The following is a 14,019-nucleotide window of genomic DNA, read 5'->3' as shown; positions in this document are numbered from 1 at the left end:
GAAATTCAGGCAGGAACTTGCGACATGACGCAAGAATCAATCGAGACGGTGACGGGCCAGGAAGTGGACCGCAAGCTGATGCAGGCCATGATCGAACGCTCGGCGGGCCGCCCGCTCTCGTTCCAGGACTGCGACTTCCAGGACGCGGATTTCTCGCGCCTGGATTTGCGCGGCCTGCAATTGACGGCCTGCACGATCGCTGGCGCCTCCTTTCAGGGCGCCACGCTGGCGGACGCCGTCTGGCTGCGCTGCCGCGGCGGCCAGGTGGATTTCGCCTCGTGCGACGCCAGCGATGCCGTCTTTGAAAACTGCGATCTCAACAATGCCAACTGGCGCCGCGCCCGGCTGGCCGCTGCCCGTTTCCAGGGCTGCAAGCTCACCGGCAGCGACTTCGACGGCATCGCCTGCCTGGGCTGGTCGCTGGAGGAATGCCTGCTGGTCGGCGCGCTGCTGCGCGGCGTGTCGTTTCGCAAGACCGATGTGCGGCACCTGGACTGCTCCGATGCCGACCTGACCGGCAGCGATTTCCGCGACACCGTGTTCCATGGCGGCAGCCTGCGCAACGCCATCCTGAAGAATGTCCGCTTCGAAGGCGCCGACCTGCGCGAAGCCGACCTGGGCGGCCTCGACCTGAATTCGGCCGCGCGCCTGGCAGGCGCCACCATATCCAAGACTCAGGCGGCAGCCCTACTGGCCGAGCTGCGCATCAGCGTGATCTGAGGCGCGCCGCCCGCGGCGGACAAAGCGCTGTTCGACCACCACGCTGCCCCACTGGCGGCCTTCGGACTCCTCGGCCAGCGTGAAGCCGGCTGCCTCGTAGAGATGCCTGGCCGCATCCAGCCCCTTGAAAGTCCACAGGTAGGTCTCGTCGTAGTGAGCGTCGACAAACGCCATGGCCCGCTCCAGCAGGGCGCGGCCCACGCCCATGCCGCGCAGCGACTCGTCGACGATGAACCAGCGCAGGTGCGCTTCGCGGGCGGCAAGATCGCCATCGATGACGATGGAGGCCAGCGTCCTGCCGTTGTCCGCGTACAGCCAGATGTTCTTGCCGGCGGCGGGCAGGCCTTCGGCGAACTCGGCCAGCTCGGTCGCCACCTTGCGTTCGAAGTACACGCCGAATCCCGAGGCCTGCGCGTAATAGCGCGCATGCAGGCTGGCCACGTCGCCGATGCAGCCGGGCAGGTAGCCGGCGTGGATCTGCTCGGCGATGCCGCCCATGACGGCGGGCGCGGTGTTGGGGTTCTCGTGCGACAGGGCGTCGGCATACAGGGAAAGAAAGCGGATCAGCGACTGCTGGTCCTCGGGCGCCAGTTGACGCAATGCCCGCGAAACCTGGTCGGTGGCGAACTGGTCGATCTGCGTACGCAGCCGGGCTCCCTCCGCGCTGAGGTACAGCCGCGACGAGCGCGCGTCTGCACTGTCGGCCTCGCGCGTCAACAGCCCGGCGGATTCCAGCTTGGCGACCTGCCGGCTGGTATTGGACTTGTCCAGCCTGAGGATGGCCGCCAGGTCGCGCGCCTGGATGCCCGGCTGCAGGCCGATCTCGATGATGGCGTGCACGGCGGACGGCGCCAGCTCGCTGCCGGCCAGCGAGCTGCGCATGAAGCCCAGCTCGCGCACCAGTTTGCGGGAGAACTCCCGCAGATCCCGGATGGTCTGATCGCGAGATTGGATGGGGGTGTCGATCAAGTCCATGGCACGCCCTTAAAGTTGCGGTTCGCAACCAATATACTTGCGAATCGCAACCAACTCAACTTGTTTTGCGCCAGCCCTGCCGCGGCCTATTTCGGCCGTTTGAACCCCGCCCGCGCCGCCTCGACCGCCTGGCGGCAGACGCAGCCGCTCATGTGATCGTTGACCATGCCCACGGCCTGCATGAAGGCGTACATGGTCGTCGGGCCCACGAAGGTCCAGCCGCGCTTCTTCAGGTCGCGCGACAGCGCCGCCGACGCCGGCGAGGTCGGATTGCCGTTCCAGTAATCCAGGTCCACGGTCGCGGGGCGGTCCTGGGCCGGCGGCTCATGGCTCCAGAGCCAGGCCGACAATGAACCCGTTTCGTCGGCCAGGGCGCGTGCGCGCTTGGCATTGTTGATGGCGGACACGATCTTGCCACGGTTGCGCACGATGCCCGCGTCGCCCATCAGGCGCTCGACGTCGCGCTCCGTGTAGCGCGCCACCCGCTCGAAATCGAAGTCGTCGAAGGCCGCGCGGAACGCCTCGCGCTTGCGCAGGATCGTGATCCACGCCATGCCGGCCTGAAAGCCCTCCAGGCAGATCTTCTCGTACAGGCGGCGGTCATCCGCCACCGGCCTGCCCCATTCGTGGTCGTGATAATCGGGCATGGACGGCTGCCAGAAGCAGCGCGCCACGCCCTGCTCGTCCGTGATCAGGCCCGGATCGCTCTTGCTCATCTCATCGGTCTTCATGCGGCGGCTTACTGCTTGCCCGGCACCGGGCAGCTCAGGTCGCCTTCCTCGCACTTCAGGTAGGCCTGCAACTCCTTGGTGCGCGCCTGCGTCAGCTTGTCCAGGCACAGGCTCAGCGTCATGGGATAGGCGCTGCCGCCGGACGTGCTGCTGGACGCGAAGGCGCACTCCGCATCGCGAAAGAACAGCCAGGCCTTCTGGGCGGCATGCAGCTGGGTCGTCGCGGCCCTGTCGTTCTTCAGGCGCGTGGTCACTTCCTTGTAGGCAGCGTTCAGGGCGGCGTCGGACTTGCGGTACGCCTGGTCGGCGCACAGGCTCATGTCCGTCTGCGTGGCCGCGTTGCCGCAATCCAGCGGCTGCGCCTGCGCGCTTGCGGCCAACGCAAGCGCGGCAGCGGCGGTCATGATGGCGATACGCATGGAATTCCTCCTGTGTGGCTGGTGAACCCGGAAAGTGTCGCATGGAACAATGACCCCTCGCAGCGGCGGCTGGGCCGCCGGTGGCCTAAGATGGCGGCTATGAAGATCCAATTGCTCTCCGACCTGCACCTTGAAACCGATCCTGATTTCCTGGCCCGGCCCGCGCCCGGCGCCGATCTGCTGGTGCTGGCCGGAGACGTCGGCTCGTACCGCCGCGGCTCGCTCATGACCGGCGACGACTTCGGCCTGGGCAGCTATGCGCCGAACAAGGGCTGGCCCACGCCCGTGGTCTATGTCCCCGGCAATCACGAATACGACAACGTCGATTTCGATGAGACCCACGCGCGGCTGCGCGAGCTTTGCGGCGAACTCGGCATCCACTGGCTGGAGCGCGAGACGCTGGTCATCGATGGCGTGCGCTTTGTCGGCACCACGCTGTGGACGGACTTCGACGCGCTGGCCGCGCCCGGCGACACCGTTGGCGGGGCATTGAAGAAGCGCGAAAAAGCTTTCCGCGCGGCGGACTTCTATCTGGAAAAGGCCGAGATGCGCCGCAACGGCGCGCCCTTCATGGCCGAGCAGATGCGCGAACAGGGGCTGCTCTGCCAGCAATGGCTGCAAGACGCACTGCGCACGCCGCACGACGGCCCCACCGTGGCCATTACCCACTTCGCCCCCACCTTGGCGAGCGCGGATCCGCGTTACGGCGTCACCCCCGGCACAGCGGGGTTCTGCAATGCGCTGGACGCCCTGCTGCCCCTGGCCGACGTCTGGATGCACGGCCATCTCCACTGTCCGCAGGACTATGTGAAGAATGGCTGCCGCATCGTGGCCAATCCGCTGGGCTACGCCAAGAAGGGCGAACAGCAGGACTTTGCGCCTGACCGCCTGTGGGACGTGACGGCGCCTAGAACTTGAGGCTGGCGCTCAAGGCATAGGTGCGCGGGTCGCCCGCCTTCACGTAGTCCGGCGACTGGTATAGCCAGTAACGCTTGTCGGCCAGATTGTTGATGCCCGCGCGGAACGTGGTTTCGTAGCCGTAGATGCGCGTGTCGTAGGTGGCGCCGATGTTGACGATGGCGTAGTCGGGTACCTGGACCGCGTTCGAAGCGCCCAACATGGTGCTGCCGGTGTACTTCACGTCGGCCCTGAGCTTAAGGCCCGGCAATTGCGGCACCGAATACGCAACCTGGGCGGCGGCGACGAACTTGGGCGCGCCCGCGACGCGGTTGCCGGTGAAGCTGGAGCCCTTCTTGTATTCCGAGTCCAGGAACATCAGGCTGCCGCCCACGTTCCAGTTCGTCGCAATGCGCGTGGAGGCGCCCAGTTCCAGGCCTTGGTAGATCGACTTGCCGTCCTGCACCAGCTCGTTGGCGGCGTTGGTGTATTCCGCCTTCTTCTCGATGCGGAACAGCGCCGCCGTGGCGGCCCAGCCGTCCTGGTTGGTCTTGATGCCCAGTTCATACTGCTTGCTCTTGAGCGGGTCCAGCAGCGCGCCGAAGTTGGCGTAGGTATTGCCCACCGACGAACCCGGCTCCAGCGACTCGATGTAGCTGGCATAGGCCATGGTCTGCGGCGTGATGTTGTACATCAGCGCCACCGTCGGCGTCAGCACGCCGTTCTTGTCGTAGCGCGAATTGCGCGCGCCCGCCGCATTGAAGCCGACCTGTTCGTAGTCGGTGTAGCGCAGGCCGCCCAGCACGGACCAGCCGCCGGTCAGATCGATGGTGTCGCTCGCGAACAGCGCCTTCTGCGTGATCTCGGCGGCGCGGTACAGATCCAGGCCGCCCTGGCTGTAATAGGTGTTGGTGTTCTGAGTGCGCAGGTTGCCCGTGCCTTGCAGCTGGTACACGCCGTCGACGCTGTAGTCGTTCTTCTGCTTTTGCCACGACGCGCCCGCCACCACCAGGTGTTTCAGCGGGCCGGTGCTGAACCGGCCTTCGAGCATGCCTTGCCATTGGTTATAGGCATAGGCCTCGCCGTAGTCCGAGCGGTAGTCCTGGTAGTCGCCCGCCTGGTTCTGCAGGAACAGCACCGATTCATTGCGCCGGGTACGGGTGGAGCTGTAGCTGTAGTCGGTGCGCACCGACCAATCGGAAGACAGCTGGTACTTCAGTCCGGTCGAGTAGAAGCGGAATTTATTGTCCGCATACGGCCCCTCGCCCACCATCCTGCCGTTGTCGTTGCGCACCGGCGACGGCAGCTCCGAGCCCGCCATCTGCCCGGCGTAGATGGTCGGCTCCTGGCCGATCGCCTTGCGGTTCTGGTAGATGGACTGGAAGTCCCAGCTCAGCTTGTCGGTCAGGCGGGCGTCCAGCGCCAGCGACACCGAATCCCGGTACAACGAGCCGCCGTTGTAGGTATTGCCTTCTTCGTGCGTGGCGTTCAGGCGATAGCCGAACCGGCCGTCGCCGCCCACGCGTCCGCCCAGGTCGACGTGTTCGCGCAAAAGTCCCTTGGACACATAACCCAGTTCGATGCTGCGCACCGGCTCGTCGGTCGGCTTCTTGGTGACGTAGTTGATCAAGCCGCCCGGCGATCCGAAGCCGTACATGAAACCGGATGCGCCCTTGAGCAGGTCGATCTGCTCGAAGTGCTCGTAAGGCAAGGTCGTGACGTAGCTAAGGAAGGGCTTGCCGTCGATGCGGTAGGAATTCTGCCAATCCAGCGGCAGGCCGCGTACGCTCAAGTAGCTTGCCCAGGCCCCATAGGAGGCGCTGTTGTCGGTGACGGATGCGTCCAGGGCGAACACGTCGCCCAGCTTGTTGACCTGCCGCTCCTCGATATCCGCGGCAGTGACCACGGTCGTGGAAAACGGCGTCTCCAGCTGGCTGCGGTTGCCCAACGCCCCGCTGTTCACCGGCGCGGACAGAGGTTCCAGCGTGTCGTCCACCGAGGTCGCGTTGACGGTCACCGCCGGCAACTGAGCCACGCCTTGCGCATCCCCCGCGTCCTTGGGCGGCGGCGCCGTGGCGCCCTGGGCATGGACGCCCGCGGAATGAACGATGCCCAGGGTCAGGGCTAGGGCATAGGGCGCAACTGCATGCCGCGCGTGCTTGCGCGCGCGGCACTTCCTGGCGGAAGCGGGACGGACCACGTTGAATTCTCCAGAGCGGGAGGGGAAGAAATGGCAATTTCTTATAAATAAGACTGATTCGCAATTATATTATCAACTGCGAACTTTCCCCATGCCGCTCTGGCCCTGCGGTTCACTGCTTGGACGCTTTCTCCAACTGATCGCGCAGCCGCTCCTCCTGGGCGCGCAGCTCCGCCGTGAACTCCTCGCCGAAGTCATCGGCCTCGTACAGCGGACGGATCTCGATATCGGACGGGCCGGGCATCGGATTGGGGCAGCGCTTGACCCATTCGATCGCCTCCTGCAGCGAGGCGCACTCCCAGAGCCAGTAGCCGGCGATCAGCTCCTTGGTTTCCGCGAAGGGGCCGTCTATCACCTGCCGGCTGCTGCCGGAAAAATGCACCCGCGCGCCCTTGGAGCTGGGTTTCAGGCCGTCGCCCGCCAGCATCACGCCCGCCTTGACCAGCTCCTCGTTGTACCGCCCCATGTCGGCCAGCAGTTGCTGGGTGGGCATTACCCCTGCCTCGCTATCGGCGGTGGCCCTGACTTGAACCATGAATCGCATCTCGGTCTCCTTGTGTGGATGGTGGAACTTGCATGCTCCATCGACACGACGAACCGCGCCATACGAAATCGACAGCCGCCAGGAAAAAAAGTGTATCCGTGGCCGGATCGGCATCCTCCATGAAAAAACCCATGACGCCCCGGAAAGCGTCATGGGTTCTGGCCGCCATGGCGGACGGGGCGGTCAGCGCATCACGGGGCGGGATTCGGCTGGCGCGCGTGGATCTTATCGATTGCCTCCAGCGCCTCGGTCGAGAGGGTCACGTCCACGCTGTCGATGTTCTCCTTCAGCTGTTCCAGCGTGGTGGCGCCGATCAGGTTGCTGGTGACGAAGGGGCGCTGGTTGACCCAGGCCAGCGCCAGGTGCGTGGGCGAAATGCCGTGCGCGCGCGCCAGCTCGACGTAGGCGCGGGTGGCGGCCTCGGCCTGCTCGTTGCTGTAGCGGGTGAAGCGCGTATAGAGCGTCAGGCGGGCGCCGGCCGGGCGCGCGCCGTCCAGATACTTGCCGCAAAGCACGCCCATCGCCAGCGGCGAGTAGGCCAGCAAGCCCACGCCTTCGTGGTGCGAGTACTCGGACAAACCGATCTCGTAGACGCGGTTCAGCAGGCTGTAGGCGTTCTGGATGGTTGCAATACGCGGCAAGCCCTTGTTCTCGGCATGACGCAGGAACTGCCCCACGCCCCAGGGCGTTTCATTGGACACGCCAATGTGGCGCACCTTGCCGGCCCGCACGAAGTCCTGCAGCACTTCCAGGGTTTCCTCGATCGGCACGGTGTATTCGTCCTGGACCCAGGGATAGGACAGCTTGCCGAAGGTGGCCGTCGTGCGGTCGGGCCAATGCAGCTGATACAGGTCCAGGTAGTCCGTCTGCAGGCGCTTCAGGCTGGCGTCCAGCGCCGCGGTGAGGTTCTTGCGGTCCAGGTGGGTCTTGCCGTCGCGGATGTGGCCGGGGCGCTTCGCGTCGCGCACGGGGCCCGCCACCTTGCTGGCCAGCACGATGTCCTGGCGGCGCTTGCTGCGCGCCAGCCAGGTGCCGATATAGGTTTCGGTCAGGCCCTGCGTTTCGGGCTTGGGCGGCACGGGATACATTTCGGCGACGTCAACCAGATTGATGCCACGCTCCAGGGCGTAGTCGAGCTGCTGGTGCGCCTCGGCTTCGGTGTTCTGCTCGCCCCAGGTCATGGTGCCCAGTCCGATCAGGCTGACATCCAGGTCGGTACGGCCGAGTTTGCGGTATTTCAATTTCTGCTCCGTGCTGTGTCGCTTACAAGGGAAGCGACACCTTACTCCAAGACGCTTTTCAAATACCTGGCAAGGTTCCGCGGCTGCGGGTTATTCGCCCCTTGCCCGCCGCGCCGCACTCGGCATACCCTCTATCCGCAAATAACCACCGGAAATCAACGTGCTGCGCGAAATTGATGAAACCTACGTGTTTTTCATCTGCGTCATCGTTTGCCTGGCCATCATCGAGCTGGGCTTCCGGTTGGGGCGCAAGCGCCGCCGCGCATCCGACGACGCCGCCAAGACCCATATCGGCGCGCTCCAGACCGCCTTGCTGGGCCTGTTGGCGCTGCTGCTGGGCTTTACCTTCGCGATGTCGGTGACGCGTTTCGAGACGCGCAAGAACCTGGTGCTGGAAGAGGCCAACGCCATCGGCAATGCCTACTGGCGCTCGCAGCTGCTGCCTGCGGCCGCGCGCGAACCCATCGCCAAGCTCTTGCTGGAGTACACGACGACGGCGCTGGAGTTCAGCGACGCCGACAATGACAAGGAGCGCCTGGCGGCAGCCGGCGCGGCCTCGCGGCGCATCGAGCGCCAGATCCGGAGCACGGCTGCGAGCGTCCTGGAGAACCCGCCCTCGATATCCACGGTCATGTTCATCCAGGCTATCAACGAAATGGCGCAGGTCAACGAAAAGCGCCGCGTCGCGCTGGAAAACCACGTGCCCGAGCCCGTCTTCTATCTGCTCTTCATCGTCACCGGCGGCGCAATGGGTTTCATCGCCTACGGCACGGGGTTGCACAAGCGCAGGCGGCTGATCTCGACCGGCCTGTTCGCCACGCTGATTTCCCTGGTGCTGACCTTCATCCTGGACATCGACCAGCCAGCCAGCGGCGTCATCATGGTCAGCCAGGAAAGCATGGTGCGGATGAAGGCGACGCTGGAGCAGGAGCGGTAGGCAGCGCCCCTGCTCCAGGCTCTGGAGCTTCAGTTCGCCTTGCTGGCCAGGGCAGCGGCCGCAGGCTCGCCCGCGTCCGCACAGGCCGCCGGGCTGCGCTCGGCAAGCGCTTCCAGCAACTCTGACGACGGCACGAAGAACAGGCCGCCCGTGACCGCGTGGCTGAAGTCGAGCAGGCGGTCGTAATTGCCGGGCGGACGTCCCACGAACATGTTCTCCAGCATCAGCTCGATGGGACGCGGCGAACGCGCGTAGCCGATGAAGTAGGTGCCGAATTCCCCGGATCCCGGCCGGCCGAACGGCATGTTGTCGCGCAGGATTTTCAGTTCCTGGCCGTTTTCCTCGATGGTCGTCAGGGCGCTGTGCGAGGACGAGGGCTTGATGTCGTCGTCGAGTTCCACGTTGGACCACTTGTGGCGGCCGATGACCCCTTCCTGGCCTTCGACCGTCAGCGCATTCCAGGCCTTCATGTCGTGCAGGTACTTCTGCACCAGCACGTAGCTGCCGCCGGCGAACTCGGCATCTTCGTCGCCGATGACGGTGAAGTCGACCGCCTCCTGCCCTTCCGGATTCTCGGTCCCGTCCACGAAGCCGATGATGGCGCGCCGGTCGAAATAGCGAAAGCCGTGGACTTCATCCACGACCGTCACGGCATCGCCCAGGCCGCCCAGCAGCAAGGTGGCCAGTTCGAAACAGAAATCCATCGAGTCGGCGCGGATATGCAGCAGCAGGTCACCCGGCGTCGCGACGGCCAGTCGTTCGCCCGAACCGAACTCGCGGAAAGGATGCAGCGCGGTGGGGCGCGGCGCGCCGAAAAGCGTGTCCCAGGCCTTGGAGCCGAAGGCGGTGACACAGGAAAGATTCTGCTCGGGCGCGCGCGTGCCCACGGTGCGGACGAGGCCGCCGACATCGGCGCACCAGCCGCGCACGGTTTCGGCGGCGGCGGCGCCCTCGTTGAGCGTGGCCACAATGAAAATCGCGTGGCGGGTAGTCGTGTTGTGGACGGCTTGGGATACAGGTTGACGGTCAGACATCGGATCGGGGACCTCAAGAATGCGAGCGCGGCGGCGCGGAAGGGCTAGTCTGATTCTAAGCGCGGACTGTGTATGGGCGCACCCGATTGGTTACGGCACCGCCCTCAACCACTCGCTCACCACATCCAGCACGATGCGGCTTTGCTCGCGGTGCGGTACATGCCCGCAGTTCTCCAGCAGCACGGGGCGGCCGCCGGCCAGCGCCGCGATCTTTTCCTGGTGCTTGGGGGAACCGTACTCGTCGATTTCGCCATGCAGGGCAAGCACGGGGCAACGCACCTGGCGCAATTGCTCGTCCAGGTTCCAGGCGGCAAACTCGGGCGACAGCCAGGTGTTGATCCACGCGCCCAGCACCCATTCGGCTTTCTCGCCGTGGTACTTCTTCAGGCGGTCCAGCTGGCCGGGTTCGGCGAAGTTCCGCTTGGCGGCCCGGATGCCTTCCAGCGTGCGGTCTTCGGCAAACATCTGCGCGGACTCGGTGATCAGCGCCCGGCAATCTTCTGCGTACACGCCAGCGCTGCAGACGGCCATGCCGCCGCCCACGCTGTGACCGAACCCCACATAGGGGCCGACGCCCAGCGCTGCGCGCAGGCTGCGGAATCCGTCCTGCGCTTCGTCTTGCACAAAGCCGGGTTCGAACACGGCGGTATTGGGATCGGAGCGGCCAAAGCCCAAGCGGTCATAGGCGATGACGCTGCGCCCGGTGGCCTGCGCCAGTTGTTCGGGAAAATCCCGCCACAACTCCACGCAACCCAGCGAATCATGGAACAGCACGATGGGCGCTGCGGCGGCGGCCTCCCCGGCGGGGTCCCAGCGCCGCGCGAAAAGGCGGCCCTGGCTGGTGTGCACGTAGACATCCTGGCTGGTAATGGCAAGCATGAAAAGTCCTGGCGAAAGTATGCGGCGATGCGCCACCGCACCGCGCTCCGATTATAGGAAAGCCGGCAGCCTCACCGCAGTCCGGACACGACGCCTGCGGCGATGATAAGCAGGACCAGCGCGGAAATCGCCGTGTAGGCGTAGTCGCGCTCGCGCAGGAAGATGGCCAGCATCAGCGCCACCCGCGCCACCGGCAGCACGATGAACAGGGCCACCCCGGCCTTGACGAGTTCAAGATCCCGCAGGCTGCCATGCGCGGGCAACAGGAAATCCACAGCCATGCCGGCGGCGATGAGGGCCGAGGCGAGCCAGGTTCCGTACCACAGCAAGCCGGCGATGACGCGGTCGCGCCGCGCCTGTTTGTCCGCCGCCTGCGTCATGCCGGGCCTCCCGGAATATGCACGCCCAACGCGCTCAGCAGCATCTGCACCGCCAGCAAGGACAGCACGATCACGAAGAAGAGCCGCAGCTTGTCCGCCGGCAGGCCCATCAGCAGGCGGGCGCCGAGCAAGGCGCCCGCGACCGAGCCCAGCGCGACCGGTCCGGCGATGCCGATGTCGATGTCGCCGCGCACGAAATAGGCGCCCGCGCTGGCGGCGGCGGTCACGCCGATCATGAAATTGGAAGTCGCCGACGAGACCTTGATGGGCAGCTTCAGCGCGGCGTCCATGGCCGGGATCTTGAGCACGCCCGAGCCTATGCCGAGCAAGGCCGAAATCAGGCCCGCGCCATACATCAGCGACAAGCCCAACGGCACCCGGTCCACCTGGTAGTGCACCTCGCGGCCCAGCGCGCGGTCGGGAAAGCTTGCGTGCAGGCGCAGCGCGGTGGCCCAGCTGGCGGCGCCTGGCGGGCTGGCGACGGCCTCGCGCCGGCGCGCCAGCATCTGCTGCGCGGACAGCGCCAGGATGACCGCGAACAGGCCGTAGAGAAATCCGGTCGAGACGATGCCGATAAGGAACACGCCGGTCAGCGCCCCCAGCGTGGTGGCCGTTTCCAGGACGATGGCCAGCCTGACGTTGGTCAGCCGCTCTTTCAGGAACGGCGCGGCGCTGCCGCAGGAACAGGCGATTACCGAGATGATGCTGGCCCCGATGGCCACATGGATGTCCACGCCGAACAGCAACGTCAGGATGGGCACGATGAAGATGCCGCTGGCCATCCCCAGCACCCCGCCCAGCGCGCTGGCGCCGAAGGCGGCGGCGAACAGCCAGAAGATCGTCGAGGTCTCCATGGCCGCCGGTTCAGGTCGGCTTGCGCGGCTGGCGCGACAGCCGGGTGCTGAAGCGGATCAGGTCGCCGCGGTAGTAAAGCTTTTCGTAGTCCACCGGCCGCTGCGCCTCGGTGTAGGACGTGCGCTCGATGAGGAAAATCGGGCTTCCCGCCGCGACGCCCAGCGCCTGCGCGACGCGTTCGTCCGCCGTGACCGCTTCCAGCTGGTACTCGGCCTCGATCAGAGGCAGGTCGTAGCGCAGCTCCAGCAGGTCGAAGATGGGCTCGGCCTCCAGGTCGTTGCTGGCGACTTTTTCGCCCACGTCCAGCGGCAGATAGGTTTCATCGAACGACATGGCCACGCCGTCCGCCAGCCGCACGCGCTCGATGCGATAGACCATCGCGCCGCGCGCCACGCCCAGTTGGCGCGCGACGTCTTCCGTGGCCGGCACCGGCCGCTTGTCCAGCAGGCGTGCCGTCGCCCGGCGGCCGAGCGCGGTCATGTCCTCGACAAATCCGCTCAGGGCCGTCAGCGTCTGCGTCAGCTTGGGTTCCGTGACGAACGTGCCTTTGCCGCGCCGGATCTCCGCCAGCCCGCGCGCGACCAGGTTTTCCACCGCCTTGCGCACCGTGCTGCGGCTGACCGCGAAGCGCTCGATCAGCTGGTCTTCCGTCGGCAGCCGGTCGCCAGGCGACAGGCTGCCGGACGAGATTTCCGCGGCCAAGGCCATTTCCACCCGGGCATAAAGAGGAGCATATTCGGCGTCGTTTTTCATGAAGCCATCATAACATCATGATGTCATGATGACTAAAGCATCAAGACGCGTTACGGATGACGACGCCGGCAACTGGTAGTCTTCGCAAGCCTGCCCGGCGCCTCCCGCGCCGGCGCCCACTCTCAAGCGAGACACGATATGAGCAATTTCATGCACAGCGCCTCCGTTCCCGTCCTGACGCAAATGCTGTCGGCCCTGTCCGACGTGCTGAAGAAAGCGGAAGCCCACGCCACGGAGAAGAACATCGATGCGGACGCCTACCTGGGCGCCCGCCTGTTCCCCGACATGTTCCCGCTGGCGCGCCAGGTGCAGATCGCTGCGGATTTCGCCAAGGGCATCGCCTCGCGCCTGGCTGGCGCGGAAGTGCCTTCGTGGCCTGATAGCGAAACCAGCTTCGCGGGCCTGCAAGCCTTGATCGCCAAGACGCTGGAACACCTGGGTTCGTTCAGCCCCGAACAATTCGCGCAAAGCGAAGCGCGCGAAATCGTGCTGCGCCCGGGCACGCCCAAGGAAAAGAAGCTGAGCGGCAGCGCCTATCTGCTGCACTATGGGCTGCCGCAGTTCTTCTTCCACGTGACCACGGCCTACGACATCCTGCGCCACAACGGCGTGGAAATCGGCAAGCGCGATTACATGGGCAAGTACTGATCCGTTTCAGCGGGCCCCATCCTTTGGGGCCCGCGCCCGGCTGCTACTCCGCGTAGCCCGGGTTGCGGCGGTCCAGGCGGCGCAGCAGTCCCGGCCAGGCCAGCATGGCCTTGTGCGCGCGGTCGGCCTGCGATTCCACCGTGGCGTTCTTCAGGATGTCGGGCGGGATGTAGGTCAGTTCGCCGCCGGCCTGGGCCCGCACCTGCACCATGCAGGCGGCCTCCAGCCGGTGCATGGCCTGGAAGGCTTCGGCCATGCTTTGCCCCACGGTCAACAGGCCATGGTTGCGCAGGATGAGATAGGTGTTGCTGCCCAGGTCCCGCACCAGGCGCGGCTGTTCCTCGGGATTGAGCGCCAGGCCTTCGTAGTCGTGGTAGCCGAGCGACCGCAGCACGATGAACGCGAACTGCGACAACGGCAACAGCCCGGCCTTCTGCGCCGACACCGCCACGCCGTTGATGGAATGCGTATGCAGCACGCACATCGCGTCCTTGCGGGCCGCGTGGATACAGCTATGGATGGTGAAACCGGCGGGATTGATGTCGTACTCCGACTCCATCACCTTGCGTCCGTCCAGGTCGATCTTGACCAGGCTCGATGCCGTGATTTCGTCGAACATCATGCCGTAGGGGTTGATCAGGAAATGTTCGGTCCCCGGCACCTTGGCCGTGATATGGGTGAAGATCAGATCGTCCCAGCCGAACAGCGCCACCAACCGATATAGCGCCGCCAGATCCTTGCGGACCTCCCATTCCGTTGCGCTGACCTGTTCGCGCACGCTGGCGCCCTTGCCTACGGTATCCATG

General features: G+C 65.5%; 16 protein-coding genes. 4 read left to right on the top strand and 12 right to left on the bottom strand.

What is annotated here, in order from left to right; all coding sequences use genetic code 11:
• Nucleotides 1–24: 24 nt before the first annotated feature.
• Nucleotides 25–720 (top strand): pentapeptide repeat-containing protein, encoded by a 696-nt coding sequence (locus tag N5C88_RS02640; RefSeq protein ID WP_280014628.1) that lies wholly within the window; start codon nt 25–27, stop codon nt 718–720.
• Here N5C88_RS02640 and N5C88_RS02635 read toward each other — a convergent pair.
• The 3 genes from N5C88_RS02635 to N5C88_RS02625 all read right to left on the bottom strand — a co-directional run bounded on the left by N5C88_RS02635 (nt 688) and on the right by N5C88_RS02625 (nt 2,845).
• The gene (locus N5C88_RS02635; protein WP_280014627.1) at nt 688–1,695 is read right to left on the bottom strand and encodes a bifunctional helix-turn-helix transcriptional regulator/GNAT family N-acetyltransferase; all 1,008 of its coding nucleotides are present in this window, start codon (nt 1,693–1,695) and stop codon (nt 688–690) included. The genes N5C88_RS02640 and N5C88_RS02635 overlap by 33 nt on opposite strands.
• Nucleotides 1,696–1,781: 86 nt before the next feature.
• Complete coding sequence (locus tag N5C88_RS02630; RefSeq protein WP_059378744.1) at nt 1,782–2,426, bottom strand: DNA-3-methyladenine glycosylase I; 645 nt, start codon at nt 2,424–2,426, stop codon at nt 1,782–1,784.
• Nucleotides 2,427–2,434: 8 nt separating this feature from the next.
• On the bottom strand, nt 2,435–2,845 hold the full coding sequence (locus tag N5C88_RS02625; RefSeq protein ID WP_280014626.1) for a lysozyme inhibitor LprI family protein: 411 nt from the start codon (nt 2,843–2,845) through the stop codon (nt 2,435–2,437).
• A 99-nt stretch (nt 2,846–2,944) separates the two neighbouring features.
• Between N5C88_RS02625 and N5C88_RS02620 the strand changes: the two genes are divergently transcribed.
• A complete protein-coding gene (locus tag N5C88_RS02620) occupies nt 2,945–3,763 on the top strand; it encodes a metallophosphoesterase (protein ID WP_251879408.1) in 819 nt (272 codons plus the stop codon).
• Here N5C88_RS02620 and N5C88_RS02615 read toward each other — a convergent pair.
• The 3 genes from N5C88_RS02615 to N5C88_RS02605 form a co-directional block, all read right to left on the bottom strand.
• Entirely contained in the window at nt 3,753–5,864 is a 2,112-nt protein-coding gene (locus tag N5C88_RS02615; RefSeq protein ID WP_280014678.1) for a TonB-dependent receptor, read from the bottom strand. The genes N5C88_RS02620 and N5C88_RS02615 overlap by 11 nt on opposite strands.
• Nucleotides 5,865–6,054: 190 nt before the next feature.
• On the bottom strand, nt 6,055–6,486 hold the full coding sequence (locus tag N5C88_RS02610) for a YciI family protein (protein WP_059378736.1): 432 nt from the start codon (nt 6,484–6,486) through the stop codon (nt 6,055–6,057).
• Between the two features lie 191 nt (nt 6,487–6,677).
• Complete coding sequence (locus N5C88_RS02605) at nt 6,678–7,727, bottom strand: NADP(H)-dependent aldo-keto reductase (RefSeq protein WP_280014625.1); 1,050 nt, start codon at nt 7,725–7,727, stop codon at nt 6,678–6,680.
• A 160-nt stretch (nt 7,728–7,887) separates the two neighbouring features.
• On the opposite strand from N5C88_RS02605, the gene N5C88_RS02600 reads away from it, so the two are divergent.
• Nucleotides 7,888–8,664, top strand: coding sequence for a hypothetical protein (locus N5C88_RS02600; protein ID WP_118932937.1), 777 nt, complete (start codon nt 7,888–7,890; stop codon nt 8,662–8,664).
• A 29-nt stretch (nt 8,665–8,693) separates the two neighbouring features.
• Here the strand turns inward: N5C88_RS02600 and N5C88_RS02595 are convergent, their stop codons facing one another.
• From N5C88_RS02595 to N5C88_RS02575, 5 genes are all read right to left on the bottom strand, one after another.
• The gene (locus tag N5C88_RS02595) at nt 8,694–9,698 is read right to left on the bottom strand and encodes a Dyp-type peroxidase (RefSeq protein ID WP_280014623.1); all 1,005 of its coding nucleotides are present in this window, start codon (nt 9,696–9,698) and stop codon (nt 8,694–8,696) included.
• A gap of 90 nt (nt 9,699–9,788) precedes the next feature.
• On the bottom strand, nt 9,789–10,577 hold the full coding sequence (locus N5C88_RS02590) for an alpha/beta hydrolase (protein ID WP_059378728.1): 789 nt from the start codon (nt 10,575–10,577) through the stop codon (nt 9,789–9,791).
• A gap of 71 nt (nt 10,578–10,648) precedes the next feature.
• Nucleotides 10,649–10,957, bottom strand: a complete 309-nt coding sequence (locus tag N5C88_RS02585) for a DUF1634 domain-containing protein (protein WP_280014622.1) — start codon at nt 10,955–10,957, stop codon at nt 10,649–10,651.
• Nucleotides 10,954–11,811, bottom strand: a complete 858-nt coding sequence (locus tag N5C88_RS02580) for a sulfite exporter TauE/SafE family protein (protein WP_280014621.1) — start codon at nt 11,809–11,811, stop codon at nt 10,954–10,956. The genes N5C88_RS02585 and N5C88_RS02580 overlap by 4 nt, the downstream gene beginning before the upstream one ends.
• Nucleotides 11,812–11,821: 10 nt before the next feature.
• On the bottom strand, nt 11,822–12,565 hold the full coding sequence (locus tag N5C88_RS02575; RefSeq protein WP_059378721.1) for a GntR family transcriptional regulator: 744 nt from the start codon (nt 12,563–12,565) through the stop codon (nt 11,822–11,824).
• A gap of 138 nt (nt 12,566–12,703) precedes the next feature.
• Between N5C88_RS02575 and N5C88_RS02570 the strand changes: the two genes are divergently transcribed.
• Entirely contained in the window at nt 12,704–13,213 is a 510-nt protein-coding gene (locus N5C88_RS02570; protein WP_059378719.1) for a DUF1993 domain-containing protein, read from the top strand.
• Between the two features lie 43 nt (nt 13,214–13,256).
• Here the strand turns inward: N5C88_RS02570 and N5C88_RS02565 are convergent, their stop codons facing one another.
• A complete protein-coding gene (locus tag N5C88_RS02565; protein ID WP_059378717.1) occupies nt 13,257–14,018 on the bottom strand; it encodes a class II aldolase/adducin family protein in 762 nt (253 codons plus the stop codon).
• Nucleotide 14,019 lies beyond the last annotated feature (1 nt).

The sequence above is a fragment of the Achromobacter sp. GD03932 genome (assembly GCF_029839485.1).
GTDB lineage: Bacteria > Pseudomonadota > Gammaproteobacteria > Burkholderiales > Burkholderiaceae_B > Achromobacter > Achromobacter bronchisepticus_A.
This window is presented reverse-complemented; position numbering and strand designations above follow the sequence as displayed.